Source organism: Altererythrobacter sp. MTPC7 (assembly GCF_042851395.1).
Lineage (GTDB): Bacteria > Pseudomonadota > Alphaproteobacteria > Sphingomonadales > Sphingomonadaceae > CAJXSN01.
Genome location: NZ_BTGS01000003.1, coordinates 1 through 17,976, shown reverse-complemented (window position 1 = coordinate 17,976; position 17,976 = coordinate 1). Strand labels below are relative to the sequence as shown.

22 protein-coding genes and 1 pseudogene are annotated in these 17,976 nt (G+C 63.5%); 11 read left to right on the top strand and 12 right to left on the bottom strand.

All coding sequences use genetic code 11. The features are described from left to right. Positions 1 to 49 precede the first annotated feature (49 nt). Both ACGHJ7_RS03295 and ACGHJ7_RS03290 read left to right on the top strand, forming a co-directional pair. Complete coding sequence (locus ACGHJ7_RS03295) at positions 50 to 1,291, top strand: sensor histidine kinase (RefSeq protein ID WP_390474563.1); 1,242 nt, start codon at positions 50 to 52, stop codon at positions 1,289 to 1,291. Further along, complete coding sequence (locus ACGHJ7_RS03290) at positions 1,288 to 2,067, top strand: LytR/AlgR family response regulator transcription factor (protein ID WP_390474562.1); 780 nt, start codon at positions 1,288 to 1,290, stop codon at positions 2,065 to 2,067. The genes ACGHJ7_RS03295 and ACGHJ7_RS03290 overlap by 4 nt, the downstream gene beginning before the upstream one ends. A 126-nt stretch (positions 2,068 to 2,193) precedes the next feature. Here ACGHJ7_RS03290 and ACGHJ7_RS03285 read toward each other — a convergent pair whose 3' ends face one another. Continuing rightward, on the bottom strand, positions 2,194 to 2,484 hold the full coding sequence (locus tag ACGHJ7_RS03285) for a UrcA family protein (RefSeq protein ID WP_390474561.1): 291 nt from the start codon (positions 2,482 to 2,484) through the stop codon (positions 2,194 to 2,196). A 93-nt stretch (positions 2,485 to 2,577) separates the two neighbouring features. On the opposite strand from ACGHJ7_RS03285, the gene ACGHJ7_RS03280 reads away from it, so the two are divergent. Genes ACGHJ7_RS03280 through ACGHJ7_RS03265 form a run of 4 tightly spaced genes read left to right on the top strand, consistent with a single transcriptional unit; the run spans position 2,578 to position 4,743 of the window. Then, positions 2,578 to 2,700, top strand: a complete 123-nt coding sequence (locus ACGHJ7_RS03280) for a hypothetical protein (RefSeq protein ID WP_390474560.1) — start codon at positions 2,578 to 2,580, stop codon at positions 2,698 to 2,700. A gap of 5 nt (positions 2,701 to 2,705) precedes the next feature. Continuing rightward, on the top strand, positions 2,706 to 2,972 hold the full coding sequence (locus ACGHJ7_RS03275; RefSeq protein ID WP_390474559.1) for a hypothetical protein: 267 nt from the start codon (positions 2,706 to 2,708) through the stop codon (positions 2,970 to 2,972). Between the two features lie 53 nt (positions 2,973 to 3,025). Further along, complete coding sequence (locus tag ACGHJ7_RS03270; protein WP_390474558.1) at positions 3,026 to 3,880, top strand: diacylglycerol/lipid kinase family protein; 855 nt, start codon at positions 3,026 to 3,028, stop codon at positions 3,878 to 3,880. Then, positions 3,877 to 4,743, top strand: a complete 867-nt coding sequence (locus ACGHJ7_RS03265; RefSeq protein ID WP_390474557.1) for a metallophosphoesterase family protein — start codon at positions 3,877 to 3,879, stop codon at positions 4,741 to 4,743. The genes ACGHJ7_RS03270 and ACGHJ7_RS03265 overlap by 4 nt, the downstream gene beginning before the upstream one ends. A 109-nt stretch (positions 4,744 to 4,852) precedes the next feature. Here the strand turns inward: ACGHJ7_RS03265 and rpsI are convergent, their stop codons facing one another. From rpsI to ACGHJ7_RS03250, 3 genes are all read right to left on the bottom strand, one after another. Further along, positions 4,853 to 5,497 carry a 30S ribosomal protein S9 gene (rpsI, locus tag ACGHJ7_RS03260; protein WP_390474556.1) on the bottom strand — a complete coding sequence of 215 codons (645 nt, stop codon included), beginning with the start codon at positions 5,495 to 5,497 and terminating at the stop codon, positions 4,853 to 4,855. Continuing rightward, positions 5,497 to 5,976, bottom strand: coding sequence for a 50S ribosomal protein L13 (gene rplM / locus ACGHJ7_RS03255; protein ID WP_390474555.1), 480 nt, complete (start codon positions 5,974 to 5,976; stop codon positions 5,497 to 5,499). The genes rpsI and rplM overlap by 1 nt, the downstream gene beginning before the upstream one ends. A gap of 166 nt (positions 5,977 to 6,142) precedes the next feature. Then, on the bottom strand, positions 6,143 to 6,418 hold the full coding sequence (locus ACGHJ7_RS03250; protein ID WP_390474554.1) for a hypothetical protein: 276 nt from the start codon (positions 6,416 to 6,418) through the stop codon (positions 6,143 to 6,145). Positions 6,419 to 6,628: 210 nt separating this feature from the next. Here ACGHJ7_RS03250 and ACGHJ7_RS03245 point away from each other — a divergent pair, with 210 nt between their 5' ends. Then, on the top strand, positions 6,629 to 6,853 hold the full coding sequence (locus ACGHJ7_RS03245; protein ID WP_390474553.1) for a hypothetical protein: 225 nt from the start codon (positions 6,629 to 6,631) through the stop codon (positions 6,851 to 6,853). A gap of 84 nt (positions 6,854 to 6,937) precedes the next feature. Here ACGHJ7_RS03245 and ACGHJ7_RS03240 read toward each other — a convergent pair whose 3' ends face one another. After that, positions 6,938 to 8,032, bottom strand: coding sequence for a COX15/CtaA family protein (locus tag ACGHJ7_RS03240; protein ID WP_390474552.1), 1,095 nt, complete (start codon positions 8,030 to 8,032; stop codon positions 6,938 to 6,940). Between the two features lie 121 nt (positions 8,033 to 8,153). On the opposite strand from ACGHJ7_RS03240, the gene ACGHJ7_RS03235 reads away from it, so the two are divergent. Together ACGHJ7_RS03235 and thiS are read left to right on the top strand one after the other, a co-directional pair. After that, positions 8,154 to 8,537 carry a MerC domain-containing protein gene (locus ACGHJ7_RS03235; protein ID WP_390474551.1) on the top strand — a complete coding sequence of 128 codons (384 nt, stop codon included), beginning with the start codon at positions 8,154 to 8,156 and terminating at the stop codon, positions 8,535 to 8,537. Between the two features lie 17 nt (positions 8,538 to 8,554). Next, positions 8,555 to 9,553, top strand: coding sequence for a sulfur carrier protein ThiS (thiS, locus tag ACGHJ7_RS03230; protein WP_390474550.1), 999 nt, complete (start codon positions 8,555 to 8,557; stop codon positions 9,551 to 9,553). A gap of 320 nt (positions 9,554 to 9,873) precedes the next feature. On the opposite strand, the gene ACGHJ7_RS03225 is transcribed toward thiS, so the two are convergent. From ACGHJ7_RS03225 to rfbB, 5 genes and pseudogenes are all read right to left on the bottom strand, one after another. Further along, the gene (locus tag ACGHJ7_RS03225) at positions 9,874 to 10,284 is read right to left on the bottom strand and encodes a DUF3035 domain-containing protein (protein ID WP_390474549.1); all 411 of its coding nucleotides are present in this window, start codon (positions 10,282 to 10,284) and stop codon (positions 9,874 to 9,876) included. Next, on the bottom strand, positions 10,284 to 10,820 hold the full coding sequence (gene lspA / locus ACGHJ7_RS03220; protein ID WP_390474548.1) for a signal peptidase II: 537 nt from the start codon (positions 10,818 to 10,820) through the stop codon (positions 10,284 to 10,286). Before lspA ends, ACGHJ7_RS03225 begins: the two co-directional genes overlap by 1 nt. Continuing rightward, complete coding sequence (gene ileS, locus ACGHJ7_RS03215) at positions 10,817 to 13,651, bottom strand: isoleucine--tRNA ligase (protein WP_390474547.1); 2,835 nt, start codon at positions 13,649 to 13,651, stop codon at positions 10,817 to 10,819. Before ileS ends, lspA begins: the two co-directional genes overlap by 4 nt. Positions 13,652 to 13,706: 55 nt before the next feature. Further along, entirely contained in the window at positions 13,707 to 14,552 is an 846-nt protein-coding gene (gene rfbD, locus ACGHJ7_RS03210) for a dTDP-4-dehydrorhamnose reductase (protein WP_390474546.1), read from the bottom strand. Next, a pseudogene (rfbB, locus tag ACGHJ7_RS03205) lies at positions 14,549 to 15,589 on the bottom strand (dTDP-glucose 4,6-dehydratase). Before rfbB ends, rfbD begins: the two are co-directional and overlap by 4 nt. Before the next feature lie 89 nt (positions 15,590 to 15,678). Here rfbB and ACGHJ7_RS03200 point away from each other — a divergent pair. Next, the gene (locus tag ACGHJ7_RS03200; RefSeq protein ID WP_390474545.1) at positions 15,679 to 16,608 is read left to right on the top strand and encodes an IS1595 family transposase; all 930 of its coding nucleotides are present in this window, start codon (positions 15,679 to 15,681) and stop codon (positions 16,606 to 16,608) included. A gap of 271 nt (positions 16,609 to 16,879) precedes the next feature. Here ACGHJ7_RS03200 and ACGHJ7_RS03195 read toward each other — a convergent pair whose 3' ends face one another. Beyond that, the gene (locus ACGHJ7_RS03195) at positions 16,880 to 17,551 is read right to left on the bottom strand and encodes a hypothetical protein (protein WP_390474544.1); all 672 of its coding nucleotides are present in this window, start codon (positions 17,549 to 17,551) and stop codon (positions 16,880 to 16,882) included. Here ACGHJ7_RS03195 and ACGHJ7_RS03190 point away from each other — a divergent pair, their 5' ends adjacent. Beyond that, complete coding sequence (locus tag ACGHJ7_RS03190; RefSeq protein WP_390474543.1) at positions 17,552 to 17,689, top strand: hypothetical protein; 138 nt, start codon at positions 17,552 to 17,554, stop codon at positions 17,687 to 17,689. Positions 17,690 to 17,692: 3 nt separating this feature from the next. On the opposite strand, the gene ACGHJ7_RS03185 is transcribed toward ACGHJ7_RS03190, so the two are convergent. Further along, a partial coding sequence (locus ACGHJ7_RS03185) for a hypothetical protein (RefSeq protein ID WP_390474542.1) occupies positions 17,693 to 17,976 on the bottom strand: 284 nt, incomplete at its 5' end.

Below are 17,976 nucleotides of genomic sequence, written 5' to 3'. Positions count from 1 at the left end.
CGACCAGCGGTGCTGGCGCGCCTGCCCTGCATGGGCGTAGGATCAGGCCATGCTTGCCCTGCGTTCCGATCCGGATGGCCAGACGGCCCGCCTGCCGTACCGCCTCGTCCTGGCGACGATGGTGGGGCTGTGGCTGTTCTATTTCCTGCTGACGACCCTCAGGGGATCGATCCTCGGCCTGGAACTGCAGCACGAAATGCTGTGGCGGCGCGGCGTGGTCAGCCTGGCGGGCGTGGCCGTGACCGCGGGACTGTGGCTTGTCTTGCGGCTGGTCGACGATCGCTCGATCGGCTGGAAAGTGGGCGTCACCGTCCTCGCCGCGCTACCGGCCTCGATCCTGATCGCCCAGATCAACCAGATGGTCTTTGCCGATCTGGAGGGGAAGATCGTCCAGAAGGTCGGCGAGCGTGAGGGTGTGAAGCTGCGCCGGGACGAGGCGGGCAATGTTCTGATCGACATTCCGGGCGTGGCGGGGGAAGTGGACGATCCCGACACCGGCGGCAGCGACGGGCGCGGCGTGGTGACGGTGACGCTGCAGCGTGCGCCCAGCGGTTTCGACAAGTGGCGGCAGATCAGCGATATCGCGCTTGGCCGCTACTTCCTGCTGATTGCCTGGGCATCGCTCTACCTTGCGCTGCTGGCCGGGGCGCAGGCACAGGTGGCAGAGCGGCGGGAGGGAGAGTTTCGCCGCGCGGCAAAGGCAGCGGAGCTTCGGTCGCTGCGCTATCAGGTCAATCCGCATTTCCTGTTCAACACGCTCAATTCCCTGTCGTCGCTGGTCATGACGGGGCGCACGGAACGCGCCGAGGAAATGATCCAGGCGATGAGCAATTTCTATCGCCACAGCCTGGCCGAAGACACGATTGCCGATGTCCCGCTGGCGGACGAATTCGCGCTCCAGCAGCATTATCTCGAGATCGAGGAAGCGCGCTTCCCCGAGCGGCTGACCACGCGGTTCGACCTGCCCGGGCATCTCGCCGACTGCCGCGTTCCGGGCATGATCCTGCAGCCGCTGGTCGAGAACAGCGTGAAATACGCGGTCGCGCCGAGCAAGGCGAACGTCACAATCGCCGTCTCCGCACGGGAAGAGGGCGACACCATCGTCATTCGCGTCGCGGATAACGGGGCGGGCGTGCCGGAACGCGTCGCCCACGGTTTCGGCATCGGCCTGACCAATGTCCGCGACCGGCTGAAAGCACGCTTCGGCGACGGGGTTGCCGTGACATCCGGCGCGCGCGAGGACGGTCCCGGCTATGTCACCCAGATCATTCTGCCGAAGGATTGCGCATGACGAAACCGGAGAGCCAGACCGTGCCGTCCGCCGACACGGACGAACCGATGCGGACCCTGATCGTGGACGACGAGCCTCTGGCGGTCGAGCGGATGCAGGTCATCTGTGCGAAGCTCGGCAGCCTGTCGGTGGTGGGCACGGCCAATGACGGCGAAGCCGCGCTGCGGCTGGCCAAGGCCCTTCGCCCCGATCTCGTGCTTCTCGACATGACGATGCCCGGCATGGACGGGCTGGAAGTGGCGCGCAAACTGGCCGGAATGGCGGGCGACGACGGCGCGGGACCGGCCGTGATCTTCGTCACCGCGCATGACAATTTCGCCGTCGAGGCGTTCGACTGCGACGCCGTGGACTACGTGCTGAAGCCTGTCGCGAAAGACCGGCTGTCCCGGGCGATCGACCGCGCCGTAGAGCGCCGCGGATCGCTGCGCGAGGATGCCGGGAGCAAGTGGCTGAAGGAGCTTTGGGTTCCCCATCGCTCTGAACTCATCCGGCTCGAAACCTCGCAGGTCGGCCGTGTCGATGCGGAGCGCGATTACGTCCGCCTGCATGTCGGGGATCGCTCCTACCTGCTGCTTCAGACGATTGCCGGGCTGGAGAAAAAGCTCGATCCTGCGCAGTTCATTCGCATCCATCGCTCCACCATCCTGCGCCGCGACAATATTCGCGGCCTGCGGCACGACGGGCTGGGCGTGTGGTCGGCAGAGCTGGAAAACGGCGAGGCGCTCAGGATCGGGCGGACCTATCTGTCCAAGGTGAAGGCGATGGCAGGCCGATAGGCCGCCCCGCGCGCAAGCGCGATTTCGCTGCTCTCCCGGTACCAAGGCACAAAAAACCCGGGCCGGGGACTGCGTCCGGCCCGGGTCGCAAGGGTCCCGGCAAGGGGACCCCGCCAGTTTGGCCGCTCAGCCGCCGCGGATCCTGCCAGCCCGCGCGGAGGCGAAGGCACGCACGGCACTCGCTTCGGCGCGATCGACGCAGCGCATGGCCTCGCCCGCCTTCATCGGTCCGCCGGCATGGGCGGAGCTGACCTTGCACGCTTTTCGTGCGGCTGAGTGGATGCGGGCATCCAGCGTTCGCTGGCCCTGCACGGTGCCGAGATCGAGATCGGCAGTGCGCACCTCGATCGTTTCCGCGCTTGCCGGGGCGGCGAGGGCGGTGGCTATGGCGGCAATGCCGAATGCAAGGGTTTTCATGGTCTCTCTCCTGTCGTGCGGGTCCCTGTTGCGAAGGGTTCGGGGGGATGAACAGGAACTTCCCGCCCGATTGTTTCTACGCCTGCAAGGGCGGTGAAGCGCGGTGTTCTCGACCTTCGCCCCGCCGGTATCGACTGGCGCTGCGGCCATCCGACGGGTGTCAGAGACCACCGGACGAAGGCCGGATTGCAATCGACGGGCGAGGTGGCACAGTGACGGCGATGGCCATCCTTATGATCTTCCTGCTCGGCATCGGCAATTTCGCCGTTCACAAGGCCGTGCTGGAAAGCGGGCATCCGCTGATCGGGCAAGTGCCGTGGTTCGTGCACATGATGGGCGGCCGGATAACCCTCGCCTTCGAATTCCTCGTCCTGCTCGCAGCGCTCCTGCTGGCAGCCAATGGCTGGCCGGGTCTGGCCTGGGGCTATCTCGGCTATACGGCACTGAACGGTATCGCAGGCTGGCTGATCCTGACGAGAAGGGTCTGACGGGCAGGGGGAAAGAACGGGAACGTGTTGGCGGTCTCGAACGCTATCCCGGCATGGACCAAAGCCCGCGCACCTGGCTGATCTTGAACTGCAAGAGCGGCAGTCACACGCAGGGGCTGGAACGCGAACTGCAGTCCTTGCTGGCCGAGGCCGGTTCGCCTGTGTCCCGCACCTTCGATTGCTCTTCGGAAGACCTGCCGGAAATCGCCCGGCTCTATGCTGCCGGTGTCGGCCGCCTGGTGGTGCATGGCGGGGACGGGACCCTGAATTCCGTCATCCGCTCGCTGGACGGCTGGGACGGCGAAGTCCTGCCCCTGCCGGGCGGTACGGCGAACTTGTTGTGTAACAGGCTGTTCGACGACGTGGAAACACCTGCCATCATCGCCGCGCTGGGGCGCGGGGCCCTGGCGCCCGTCGCGCTTGACTGCATCAAGGGGCGCGACTGGATCGCCTTGTCCGAGATACTGGGCGGGCCCGGCGCCCTGTGGGCCGATGTGCGGGAGGAAATGCGTGACTGGGATGTTCCGGATACCATCGCAAAATCGATGGAAGCCATTACCACCAGCCGCGACGGTCCGCTTGTCCGCGCATTCGCGGCCGGACGCGAGATCGGGCGGGAGCGCGGCTATGCCGGGGTTCGCCTTTCGCCCGGCGACGATGGCATGGCGGTCCAGGCGTATCGCATCGAAAGCCTGTCGGAATTCGTAGCGCAGGGCGCTGCGATCCTCGGCCATGATTTCCGCACCGGCCCGCACGACGTGCTGGGATGCGAAGCGGAGGTCGTGCTGCGGTCCACCGAAAACGCTCCCATAGAACTGATGATAGACGGCGAACGCTTCGATGGAGGAGGCGAGGAGACATTTGTCCTTGCCCCGCTCGGCGTCGCCCTGCTTGGAAAGCCTGAATGACCCGACCGACCGATACGACATTGCTGTTCCACCTGTCCGACATCCATTTCGGACTGGAGGACAACGAGGCCCTCGACTGGGTGAAGCGCGAGATTGCGGAGCGCCGGCCCGCTGCGGTCGCCATCACCGGCGACCTGACGATGCGGGCGCGCCATTCAGAATTTGCCGCGGCCACCCGCTGGATCACCGGCCTGGGCGTTCCGGTGACGGTCGAGGTGGGCAATCACGACATGCCCTATTTCAACCCGATCGAACGGTTCTTCGATCCCTATCGCCGGTTCGAAGGGATGCAGGACATGGTCGAGAAGGAAATCGACCTGCCGGGCATTGCGATCATTCCGCTGAAAACCGCGGTTCGGGCGCAGCCGCGCCTGAATTGGTCGAAGGGCTGGGTAACGGACCGCGCGCTGAAGAAATGCCTGGATGCGATCGACGCGCTGCCCCCGGGCACTCAGGCGCTGGTCGCGGTGCACCATCCCTTGCGCGAAGTCGGCACGCAGGGGACCGCGCTGACGAAGAACGGATTGAAGGCGCTGACAGAGCTGGCGAAGCGGCCCGTGCTGGCCGTGCTGTCGGGCCATGTCCACGATGCCTTCGACCTGATGGAAGAGACGGTGCACGGCTCTGTCCGCATGATCGGCGCGGGAACCTTGTCGAAGCGCACGCGCTCCACGCCGCCGAGCTTCAACGAATTGCGTTGGGACGGGCAGACGCTGCAGGTCGAGGTCCGCAATCTGGAAGAGGTGTCCACCCCGGACATGATGATCCGGGACGTCCCGGAGGACGCCATCCCGCCGCGGTCTCCCGGAGAGCCGGTCGCACCCGCGAACAGGGTGCCGCGCACGGACCCGCCCGTCCGATAGCTCCGCTCAACCGGAACAGGCAGGGCGCCTGGCTACGGCATGGAAAAGGGCGACCCCCATGCGAGGGCCGCCCTTCCTGGTGATCTGGCGGCTGTGAAGCCTTGCCGTATTAGCGCTTCGAGAACTGGAAGCTACGACGTGCCTTGGCGCGGCCGTACTTCTTACGCTCGACCACACGGCTGTCGCGGGTCAGGAAGCCTGCCGCCTTGACCGTGGAACGCAGTTCCGGCTCGTAACGGGTCAGTGCCTGGCTGATGCCGTGCTTGACCGCACCGGCCTGGCCCGACAGGCCGCCGCCGCGAACGGTGGCGATCACGTCGTACTGGCCTTCGCGATCGGTGATGGTGAAGGGCTGGTTGATGATCAGGCGCAGGGTCGGACGCGCGAAATACGTTTCCTGTTCCTTGCCGTTGACAACGATCTTGCCCTTGCCCGGCTTGATCCACACGCGGGCCACGGCGTCCTTGCGGCGACCGGTGGCGTAGGCGCGGCCATGCTGGTCCAGCTCCTGCTCGCGCAGCGGCGTAGCGGGATTGTTGGCGATCGCCCCGGCATCGGCATCCGGCGCGTCGCCGGCGATGTCGCCCAGATCGGCGAGATCGGTGACCTTGTCGGACTTTTCCGAACCGGTCGGCGCAGCCGGGGTCTCGGTGGCATCCGTGGCGGGTGCTTCGCTCTTCGTCGCTTCGGTTTCGGCGCCCTTGGTTTCGGGCGTTTCAGCGGCGTCGGCGGGTTTCTTGTTGTCGTCGGCCATTATGCGGTAGCCTTGTTCTTGCGGTTCATCGAGGCAACGTCGAGCGTCTTCGGCTTCTGGCCGTCATGTGGATGCTCGGTGCCGTTATAGAGATGCAGGGCGCGCATCTGGTCGCGGCCCAGCGGGCCACGCGGGATCATGCGCTGCACGGCCTTTTCCAGAACGCGCTCGGGGAAGCGGCCTTCCAGCACCTTCGCCGGAGTCGTTTCCTTGATGCCGCCGGGGTGGCCGGTGTGCTTGTAATAGGTCTTGTCGGTCATCTTCTTGCCGGTGAACTTCACCTTGTCGGCATTGATGACGATGACGTGGTCGCCGCAATCGACATGCGGCGTGTAGCTCGGCTTGTGCTTGCCGCGCAGGATGTTGGCGATGATCGCTGCGAGACGGCCTACGACGAGGTTCTCGGCATCGATGATGTGCCAGTCTTTTTCGACTTCGGCCGGCTTGATCGACCGGGTCGCCTTGTGGAGCGCCTTCATGGCTTGAAATCCTTATGTATCTGTTACGGAGCGAGGCGTCCGATACGACGCCTCCGGGCAATGCGTGCGCAATACCCCGATCCGCGCGGCCAAATGGCCGGGAACGGCTTCTAAGTCAAGCTGGATGCGGCTTTGCGGAGAGGTAATATGATACCGCTAAGTGAAATCAGGGAGTCGGCTCGCGCAATTCCCAACGCTCCGTGGACACACGCTCGCCCGCACCTGTCGATGTGACGATGCGGCGCGAGGCGGCCGAGAGAAGACCGTCTGACGCCCGGTGCGCCGCCGAGTATTCGACCAGGACCGACCCTGTCGAACCATCCGGCAGGTCGAGCGCATGTTCCCGCCGACCATTGCTTTGAGTGGGATAGAACAGGTCGCGGGGAACCTGCCCCAGGAACCGCGACGATGCAGCAGTCACCTGCCGCACAAATGCGTTCATTGCGTTCGCCGCATCGCCTTCTGGGCGAATATCCCGGACCAATGCGAGTGCCGCCCTCGCTGTCTCGCCGAGAGAGGCAGGTGCCGTCTCGCTACCCGGCGCGGTTATCAGGCCATCCTCGTCCAGAATGGCCGGGAACAGGCCGCTTTCCGTGCGGCGTTCCTCGATTGCGGCGAGCGGGGCGAGGGCGGCGGGGGCATCGACGCGAACATGGGTTTGTTCGCCCTCGACGACCGTGGCATCACCGGTCTCGCGGAAACGAATGTCCCATCATCGCTCTACGACCAGAAACTCCCCATCCCGCAAGGAACGTTCGAGCGTCCGGCAAAGTTCGAACTCACCCGCTGGCGCAGGCTTCGCCGACGCTTGTGCATGCATGCCCGCAGCGGCAAGGACAAACGCCAGACAGAAGCCCGGCATGCGAACGCCACCTGAAAACCCCTGACCCGTTACTGCGCGACCCATAAATGCCGCTATATCAGAAGGATGCGGTGGCTCAAGGCCGCTTGGCAATGAGCCTCACGAGCGCGCTGCAGCGGGCTGCGCGACAGAATCGACAGGGCGCCCCTGCACATTCGCGGCCCATGCGAATGCCGCCACCAGTAAAGCGCCGACCAATTGGTGTGCCACGGCGATCCACAGCGCGACCCCTGTCACGACCGTCGCAATGCCGAGCACCATCTGCGTGCCGAGCAGCGCATTGACGGCAATCGATGCGCGCCGGTCACGGGGCTTCACCCGCCGCGCGAAGAGGAGCAGCGCAAAAAACGCGACCCACGCCCACCAGCGATGGATCCAGTGGATGAGGAACGGGTCGTGCGTCACGGCATGAAACACGCCGTTTGCACTGCCATATTCCGGTACGAAGCGGTCCTGCATCAAGGGCCAGCTATCTGAGACCAGACCCGCGTTCAGACCCGCCACCCATGCACCGAACAGCAGCTGCACGAACAGCACGATTCCCGCGACCAGCGCCCACCCATGAAGGCGTGAGGGCCGGTTTGTCCCCGTCCGCGCGAGGTATCTGAGGTCGAGCGCCGTCCAGACGAGGCCGGCGAGCGTGAACAACGCGGTCAACAGGTGGACCGAAAGCCAGAAATGGCTGACATCGGTCATCTGCCCCGACAGGCCCGAGCGGACCATGAACCAGCCGAATGCCCCCTGGAGCGCGCCGAGCGACAGCAGCGCGACGAGCCGCAGCTTGTAGCCCGCCGGGACCATGCCCCGAACCCAGAACCAGGCAAGCGGGAGGGCAAAGGCCAGCCCGATCAGGCGGCCGATGAAGCGGTGAAACCACTCCCAGAAATAGATGAACTTGAAATCGGCCAGGGTCATGCCGGTGACCGCGGCCTCGTACCGGTACTCCGGCGTTGCGCGGTATTCGGCGAATTCCGCCAGCCACGCTTCCTCGCTGAGTGGCGGCAGCGCACCGGTAACGGGCTGCCACTGCGTAATGGACAGGCCCGATTCGGTAAGCCGCGTAATCCCGCCGACGAACACGATCGTGACCACCATGCCGGCCACGAACAGCAGCCAGCGCACCAGAAGGTCGGGCCGATCGTTCCGATGCGATTCGGCGCGGGATGGGCGGAGTTGGGCGGCAGGAGTGGCCATGGCGAGCCTAGTGGGACGCCTTTCGCGCAGTTGCAAGACGGCGCATGGACCGTGTCGCCGTATCGCCCACCGGAATCAATTCCTTGCGAAACGATACACTATTACATATCTGGGTTCGCACATGACACGATCCCTCAACCCGATGCGCCAGCGTATGGACCGGGCCGGCATACTTCTGTCGGGCCTGTGCGCCCTGCATTGCCTGGCGAGCATCCTGATCGTGTCGGCGGTAGGGATCGGCAGCCAGTGGATATTCGCCCCTGAAATCCACCGTTGGGGCCTGCTGGTCGCACTGGTCATCGCGGCGGTCACTATCGGTTGGGGCGCCTTGCGCCATCGCCGCCGTGCGCCCTTCGTCGTCGCCATGATGGGCCTGACCTTCATGGGCGGGGCACTGGCTGCCCCGCACGGATGGGAAGAGGCCGTGCTGACGATCATCGGCGTGGCGCTGGTTTCGCTTGGGCACATACTGAACCTTCGTCCGCACTTGCCTGAGGCGCGCTGACCGCTATCTCGCACTGCATGAGCGAGACACAGGCCACCAGCATCACCGTAACCGTCAATGGCGATAGCCGCAGCACGTCGGCATCGACCGCCGCGCAGCTGGTGCGCGAGCTGGACCTCGATCCGGCAAGGGTCGCGGTCGAGCATAATGGCGAGATCGCCCCTCGGTCCTCCTTGGCCGAGGTGGCCCTGTCCGAGGGCGACCGGCTGGAAATCGTCCATTTCGTCGGCGGCGGGGACCATGCCGGGCAGGATAGCTGGAGCGTTGCCGGGCGGACCTTCACCTCGCGCCTGATCGTCGGCACGGGCAAGTACAAGGATTTCGAACAGAACGCCGCCGCGCTCGAGGCGAGCGGGGCGGAAATCGTCACCGTTGCCGTGCGCCGGGTCAATGTCAGCGATCCCAAGGCGCCGATGCTGACCGATTACATCGACCCCAAAACGGTCACCTACCTGCCGAACACGGCCGGCTGCTTCACCGCCGACGAGGCGATTCGCACGCTGCGTCTTGCCCGCGAAGCGGGCGGCTGGGACCTGGTGAAGCTGGAAGTGCTGGGCGAGGCGCGCACGCTCTACCCCGACATGCGCGAAACGCTGAAGGCGACCGAGGTGCTGGCGAAGGAAGGCTTCCATCCGATGGTCTATTGCGCCGACGATCCGATCGCCGCGCAGCAGCTGGAGGAAGCGGGTGCGGTTGCAATCATGCCGCTGGGCGCGCCGATCGGAAGCGGCCTCGGTATCCAGAACCGCGTGACCATCCGCCTGATCGTGGAAGGCGCGAAAGTGCCGGTGCTGGTCGATGCGGGCGTGGGCACGGCGAGCGATGCGGCGGTTGCGATGGAGCTCGGCTGCGACGGTGTGTTGATGAATACCGCTATCGCCGAGGCACAGGACCCCATCCGCATGGCCCGCGCAATGAAACTGGCGGTCGAGGCCGGGCGCGATGCCTATCTGGCAGGGCGGATGGCGACCCGGAAATATGCCGATCCGAGCTCGCCGTTGGCGGGGTTGATCTAGAACCCGGCTACAGGCGTGGCGCGGGAGACGGGGTGCGAGTTTCTTGTTTGGACCCTGCGGGCGGAGCGCGTCCGCGCTCCTTGCTTCCTCGCTCATGCGACCTGAAGGTCGCGTCGCTGCGGGCGGCCGGTCGGCCTTGCGGGGCCTCACGGCCCCGAACCATTCCAAGCCAATAGTTTTGTCGCGAATCCCGGTGCGCGACTAGCGCATCGCAAGGGCGACCGCCCGCCCGCAGGTGCTCGACGCGCAGCGTCGAAATAGCATCGAGGACGAACCCGCGGAGGCGGGTTCGCTAATCAAAAGAAGGTTATTCCGGGTCCTTAACCCGGAATAACCGCCTGCGCTGCCTGACCGTCACCTTCCGGCGCGGCGATGATGTCGCGGGTTACGCGGCCCTTGGCGACGGTGTTCGTCCGCTCGCTACCCACGACAGAGCGAATGCCGGGAGCAGCCTCTCCGGCACGGTCGAGGACGCTGGTTTCCACGCTGGAACGCGGGGCCGGGCCGCCGAACAGGGCGTCGAGCGCCTGTTCCTGCGCCGTATTGCCGACCGGGCGCGGTGCGCCTTCGGACGGGGGAACGAGGTTGAAGTCCGGCGGCACGACCAGCGGCGCCTGCCGCTGCACGGCAAATTCGTCCGGACGGTCACGGTCCAGCAGGCCGCCACCGCCGCAGGCCGCAAGGGCGAGCGTCGACAGGGTCAGGATGGCGGACTTCGCAAGGGTACGCATCAATTCGTCTCCGGGGACGCGGCTTCGGCGTCCTTTGGTGTGTCCTCTTCACTGTCGCGCAGGAAGAAGGAACGGGCAAGGATTATCAACACGCCGATGGTGATGGCCGCATCGGCGACGTTGAAGATGAGGAAGGGCCGGAATTCGCCGATATGCAGGTCGGCATAGTCGATCACGTAGCCCCAGGTGTAACGATCGTAGATATTGCCGAGCGCACCGCCCAGGATCAGCGCCAGGCCGAGAATGTCGCCCATCGCCTTCTCGCGCATCATCCAGATGGCGACGACCACGGCTATCAGAGCGGTGACGAGCACGAGGATCCAGCGCATTTCCACGCTGGTCGCCTCGAACATGCCGAGCGAGACGCCGAAATTCTGCGTCCAGCGCAGGTCGAAGAAAGGGATCAGCTCGATCACGCCTTTCTCGCGCAGTTCCAGCGGCACGCGCACCAGCCACTTGATGTACTGGTCCGCCGCGCAGACCATCACCGCGATGGCGAGGCCGATCAGCCGGTTCTTCGTGAACAGGCTGCTCATGCCAGAACGCCTGCGCAGCGGTCGCACAGCGCGCCGTCTTCCTCGACGGAAGGCAGCAGGCGCCAACAACGCCCGCACTTGTCTTCGCTGGATCTCGTGACTGTCACGCTGTCTCCATCGCCGCGCGTGACTGACGCGCAAATGAACAGCTCGGCCAGCGCCTCGTCGGTAAAGCCTTCGGGAACGGCAGAGGCCGGGACGACGACGTCGGCTTCGTTGCTGGAACGAATGGTCTTTTCGCGGCGCAGTGGCTCGATCGCCTCCGTCAGCCGCTCGCGCAGGTCGCGCAGTTTTTCCCAGCGCTCGGCATCGGCGGTAACGGCGGGAACCTGCGGCCATTCGAGGAGGTGGACGCTGCCGCCCTGTTCGCCATCGTCCGGATAGCGCGTGCTCCAGACTTCTTCCGCCGTGAAGACCAGCACCGGTGCAACGTAGCGGACCAGCGCGTGGAACAGCAGGTCGAGCACCGTGCGGTAGGCATTGCGGACCGAGCTGTCCGGGCCGTCGCAATACAGCGTATCCTTGCGGATATCGAAGAAGAAGGCGGAAAGGTCCTCGTTGCAGAAATCGACCAGCAGGCGGGTGTAGGTGTTGAAATCGTATTCCAGCGCCGCCTTGCGCAGCTTGCCGTCGAGATCGGCCAGCAGCGAGAGGACGTAGATTTCCAGCTCCGGCACTTCGCCCGCATCGCTCATGTCGCCGACGAAACCGTCCAGCGCGCCGAGCAAATAGCGGAAGGTGTTGCGCAGGCGGCGATACTGGTCGCCCACGCCCTTCAGGATTTCGTCGCCGATCCGGTGGTCTTCGGTGTAATCGACCGAAAGCGCCCACAGGCGGATGATGTCCGCGCCGTATTGCTCCATCACCTTGAGCGGATCGATCGTGTTGCCAAGCGACTTCGACATCTTGCGCCCGTCGCTTGCCATGGTGAAGCCATGGGTCAGTACCTGGTCGTAGGGCGCGCGTCCGCGCGTGGCGCAGCTTTCTAGGAGCGAGGACTGGAACCAGCCGCGATGCTGGTCGCTGCCTTCCAAGTAGAGGTTCGCCGGCCATTGCAGCGCCGGCCAGCGCCCGCTTTCCAGCACGAAGGCGTGGGTGCAGCCGCTGTCGAACCAGACATCGAGGATGTCGGTGACCATCTCGTAATCGTCTGCATCGTAGCCGGAGCCGAGATAGTCGGCCTTCCGGTCCTCGGTCCAGGCATCGACACCTTCATTGCGGATGGCAGCGACGATGCGGGCATTGACCTCTGCGTCCTGCAGGTAATCGTTGCTGCCCTTCTTCACGAACAGCGTGATCGGTACGCCCCATGCGCGCTGGCGGGAGAGCACCCAGTCGGGGCGGCCTTCCACCATGGAGCCGATGCGGTTGCGGCCCTTTTCGGGGATGAACTGGACGCGGTCGATTTCGGAAATTGCACGGCTTCGCAGCGTGCCTTCTCCTTCGAGTTCGCGGTCCATCGGCACGAACCATTGAGGGGTGCAGCGGAAAATAATCTTCGCCTTGCTGCGCCAGCTATGGGGGTAGGAGTGCTGGTAATCGTCGCTCGCCGAAAGCAGCGCGCCTGCCTCGCGCAAATCGTTGCAGATCGGTCCGTCCGGCGCATTGAACGGCTTGTTGATGACGGAGCGGCGGCGTTCCTTGCCCTCTTCGTCGAGGTCGTCCGCACCCAGCCATTCCCAGTCGTCGCGATAGCGCCCGTCATCCATCACCGCGAATTGCGGTTCGAGTCCATGCGCCTTGCACAGCTCGAAATCGTCCTCGCCATGGTCGGGCGCCATGTGGACGAGCCCGGTGCCGGAGTCGGTGGTGACGAAATCGCCGGGCAGGAAAGGGCGGGGCTTGGCGTAGAACCCGCCGAGATGGTGCATCGGGTGGCGCGCGACGGTTCCGGCGAGCCGCGCGCCAGCCGGATAGAGACCGCGTACAACTCCGCGACGCTGAACGTCTAAGGGCTCGAACCCTAGTACTCTTTGCTCGAATTCTCGGACCAAGCCACCGGCCAATAATACCCGCAATGGATCAGCACCTTCGCGGTCGTATTCCATTAATCGGTATTCGATCGACGGCCCATACGCGATCGCCTGGTTCACAGGGATCGTCCAAGGCGTCGTCGTCCAGATCACCGCGTGCGCGCCGACCAGTTCCTCGATCGGCGATTCCGTAATCTCGAAGGCCACGTCGATCTGGGTCGAGACGATGTCCTCGTATTCGACCTCCGCCTCGGCCAGCGCGGTCTTTTCGACCGGGCTCCACATCACCGGCTTCGAGCCGCGATAGAGATTGCCCGCCTCGACGAACTTCATCAGCTCGGCAACGATGGTCGCCTCGGCTTCGAAATTCATCGTCAGGTAGGGATTGTCCCAATCGCCCATGATGCCGAGGCGCTTCAGCTGCTCGCGCTGCGTATCGACCCATTTCTGGGCGTAGGCGCGGCATTCGGCGCGAAACTCGGCCGGGGGGACCTCGTCCTTGTTGCGCTTCTTCTTTCGGTACTGCTCCTCGACCTTCCACTCGATCGGCAGGCCGTGGCAGTCCCAGCCGGGCACATAGGGCGCGTCCTTGCCCATCAGGTTCTGCGTGCGACAGACCATGTCCTTCAGAACATGGTTCAGCGCATGGCCGATATGCATGTCGCCGTTGGCGTAGGGCGGGCCGTCGTGGAGGATGAACTTCTCCCGGCCTTCCCGCGCGGCGCGCAGTTTCTCGTACAGCTTCCCGCTTTCCCAGCGGGCCTGGATGCCCGGTTCCTTCTGCGGCAGGCCCGCCTTCATCGGGAAGTCGGTCTTCGGCAGGAAGACGGTGCTTTTATAGTCGGGAGCTTCAGACATGATGGGCAGGGCGGTTAGTGCATATCGCGGGGCGGATAAAGCCTGCAGATAGGCCTCAGCTGCGAAGCTGCGCGATCACCTGGGCCAGATCGCTGCGCCAGTCGGGCCGCGCGATACCGAAAGCGGCCTCGGTCGCGCTGCAATCCATCCTCGAATTGAGCGGCCGGGCGGCGGGGGTGGGATAGGCGCTGGTGGGGATATCCTCGACGCTCACCGCCTCGCCCGCTTCCTCGAACACGGCGCGGGCGAAACCGGCCCATGTCGTGTCGGGCGCGCCGGAGAAATGGTAGGTTCCGGATTTCTCCGGGGCGTCTGCAAGCTGGTGCGCAATGGCATGGCACGCCTCGGCAATGGCGCGCGCAGGCGTCGGTCCGCCATGCTGGTCGCCGACAACCGTCAGGTGGTCGCGGCTTTCGGCGAGGCGCAGCATCGTCTTCACGAAATTGTTGCCATGGGCGGAGAAGACCCAGCTCGTCCGCAGGATCGCATGGACCCCGCCCGCGCTGCGCACCGCATCCTCGCCCGCCAGCTTGGTCCGGCCATAGGCACCGAGCGGTCCGGTGGAGTCGGAAGGCCGGAACGGCGCATCGCCCGCCCCGCCGAACACGTAATCTGTCGAGATATGGACGAAGGGAACGCCTTTTTCCGCCGCCGCCCGCGCCATCGCAGCGGGCGCATCCGCATTCACGACGATTGCCGTGGCCTCGTCCTCCTCGGCCTTGTCGACCGCGGTATAGGCGGCCGCGTTGATAACCGCGGTGCAGTCCGCTGCGCGAATCGCCTGCGCGCAGGCCTCGGGATCGGACAGGTCCGCTTGTGCCCGCGACAGCGAGCGCACGTTTTCGAGCGCGGCCAGTTCGATCCCGACCTGCCCGCTCGTCCCGAAGACGAGGACGGTCACCCTTTCGTGCCCAGTCGCTCGCCCACGCCCTGCCGTTCCTGCAAGGCGCGCCACCAGTCCTCGTTCTCAAGGTACCAGTCGACGGTCGCGGACAGCCCCTCCTCCAGCGTCACGCTGGGCCGCCAGCCCAGTTCGCTGCGGATGCGTTCGGGATCGATGGAATAGCGCATGTCGTGGCCCGGCCGGTCGGTGACGAAGGCGATCTGCTCCTCGCGCGGTTTGTTGGCCGGACGCTTCTCGTCGAGCAGGCGGCAGATGGTGCGCACGATGTCGATGTTCTTCGCCTCGTTCTCGCCGCCGATATTGTAGGTGCGGCCCACGCGGCCCTTGTCCAGCACGGTCAGCAGCGCATCGGCGTGATCTTCGACATAGAGCCAGTCGCGCACGTTCTCGCCCGCGCCGTAGACCGGGATTTCCTAGCCCGCCAAAGCGCGCAGGATAACCACCGGGATCAGCTTTTCCGGGAATTGGTACGGCCCGTAATTGTTCGAACAATTGGTGACGATGACCGGCAGGCCGTAGGTTTCGCCCCATGCGCGCGCCAGATGGTCGCTCGCCGCCTTGCTCGCGCTGTAGGGGCTGCGCGGATCGTAGGGCATGTCCTCGGTGAACATGCCCGTTTCACCGAGCGATCCGTAGACCTCGTCGGTCGAGACATGGTGGAAGCGGAAAGCTTCCGGCTTGCCTGCCTCGGTCCAGTAGGCACGCGCCGCCTCCAGCAGGTGGAAGGTGCCCATGACATTGGTGTCGATGAACGTGCCCGGGCCGTCGATCGAGCGGTCGACATGGCTTTCCGCCGCGAGGTGCATGATGGCGTCGGGCTCGAACCCGCCGATCACCCGGTCGAGCGAATCGCGGTCGCGGATGTCGACCTGCGCGAAGCTGTAATGCGGGCTTTCCGACACGCTGGCGAGGTTGTCGAGGCAGGCGGCATAGGTCAGCGAATCGAGCGCGCAGACGTCGTGCCCGGCAGCGATAGCCTGCCGCGTGACGGCCGATCCGATAAATCCGGCGGCGCCGGTGATGAGAAGTCTCATGTCTCAGCTTTCATATTGGAAAGGCGATAATATACATTGCAAACACGGGTGGATTCTGCTAGATAATCCGTACAGGGAGTTTCTAGCTAATGTCCGTTCTTTTAAAGTCTTATTTTCACGACGAGGAAGCCGCTTTCGCCCATCTTGAAAGCGTTATCTGGGGCGAAGAGCCTGTCTGCCCTCATTGCGGCGGTGTGGACCGTATCACGAAGGTGAAGGCCAATCCGGCCAAGCGCATTCGTGTCGGCCTGTGGCGCTGCGGTGACTGCAAAAAGCAGTTCACGGTCAAGATCGGCACGGTATTCGAGCACGCCCGTATCCCGCTGCACAAGATGTTGCAGGCGGTTTACCTTGTTACCAGTAGCAAGAAAGGTATCAGTGCCCACCAGCTCCACCGGACGCTGGAAATCACTTACAAGAGCGCGTGGTTTCTCATGCACCGCATTCGTGAAGCTATGAGCGATGGCAGCGAGCTTCCGCCGATGGGCGGCAACGGCGGTGTTGTCGAAGTGGACGAGACGTTCATTGGCCGCAAGAAGGGTATGCCCAAAATGCGCGCCTTTCATCACAAGATGAAGGTCTTGGCGCTTGTGGACCGCGACACCCGCAAAGCGCGCACTATGGTCATTGACGACGTGAAGGCGGAAACGCTTATGCCGCTAGTGATTGCCAACGTGAAGCGTGAAGCCCGCATTATGACGGACGAGCACAGCGGCTACCGCGGTGTAACGCACTATTTTGCCGACCACGGCACCACCAGCCACGGCAAGGGCGAATACGTGAACCTTGAAGATCGCAGCATCCACAGCAACACGGTTGAAGGTTATTTCTCTATCTTCAAGCGCGGTATGAAGGGCGTTTATCAGCACTGCGGCGAAGATCATCTGCACCGCTATCTGGCAGAGTTCGAGTTCCGGTATAACAACCGTGAGGCTTTGGGCTGCAACGATCAGGACCGTTCTGTTGCGGCTCTCAAAGGGATCGTCGGTAAGCGTATCACTTACGCTTGGCCTCACTAAACAGACGAAAAATGAATCGGGTCAACGACTTAGTAAAGTTATGATTCAGCTTGACTTTTTCGAGATATTCGACTAAGAAAGCAGATGGTGCGGGAGCCTCCGGGTGAAACATGGATGTCGGCCAGCGAAAGCTCCGAACCCGCTACCATACAAAAGCCATTGATATCCAAGCCCCTCTCGTATTTGACCGTAAAAGGCCTAGCCCTTCATTCGGCCAGATCTTTAACCCGTTTCCAACCACACGCTTTTTGTGACGAAAAAAACGAGGTGCCTAAATACGCGCGTAGCGGTCATCAAACTGCCCATACTCCTTAAACTCCAGAGCAGAGCCAATTGAGGAGACAAAGTGGTCGGCCGCAAGGTGGCCTACGACCCGGTCATCATGGACCTCCGCATCGATGTGGTCGGGGTCCACGTGCTCCCACGCCATGTCCACAGTGTAGCGTTCTGGATTGTCGCGAAGGCGACGAATGTAGCCTTTGAAATCGTCATAGCGGAGATGACCCCGCTGCGAGAAAACGATGCGGCATATGGGGTCAGCCTCGGCTTTGGCCTCGTGTGCCGCACGGCAGGCCCAGGAAATGCGCTGCGCAAGGAACTGCGATCCGTAGAAATAGAGATCGTCTTTGTTTGTCGCCCACTCTTCCTTGTCTAAAGAGGGCTTGTGGATGGCCACCGCGACGGTTTGGATTTTGCGTTTTGCAAGGTTCGCAGAGATTGCCCACCGTTTTTGCGGCGCTGAATTGAGTTTCTTGAAGCTTTGGCATGTGTAGCCCGCGTCTTTGCGCAGGGCCGCCCTGATGTCAGTGACGGCTTCGTCAAATTGGCCGAGATTAGAAGTTCTGCTAATGACCGCTCCTAGAACTAGAAAATCAGAGGAGCCATCTTCAAATTCGAACCCATCGCAGCCCGACTCTTCAATATATGCAGTAATGCCAGTCATATGACCGACCCTAAGACCCAATCCGACAAATTCAAAGACACCGCTCGTGAACTAGAGGCGGACGAGGATGAAGCCCGCTGGGAAAAGCGGCTAAAGAAGGTTGCTAAAACCAAATCAGCTAACAGCGAACAGCGATGAACACTAGACGTCTCGTCCGCGCTTTCGATTCGCCTTTTTGGACTGGCGTTCTAGTTGGCGGCGCATTTGTCGGCTCATTTGTGGGCTCATTTGTGTTGGCCTTTGATCCGCCAAGGTGGGAGGTTGATGTTTATCTGGCTCCGGTCGAGGGGCAGGTAATGGTGTCTCCAAAACGCTTGACGAGTTGTCATTAGCGGTTGCACCGATCGCTTGGTCGATCAGCTCATTTACATCGATAGTTGTATTGAGCTGGACACTCTTGATTAGCCAGAGCAAAACTGACGTGA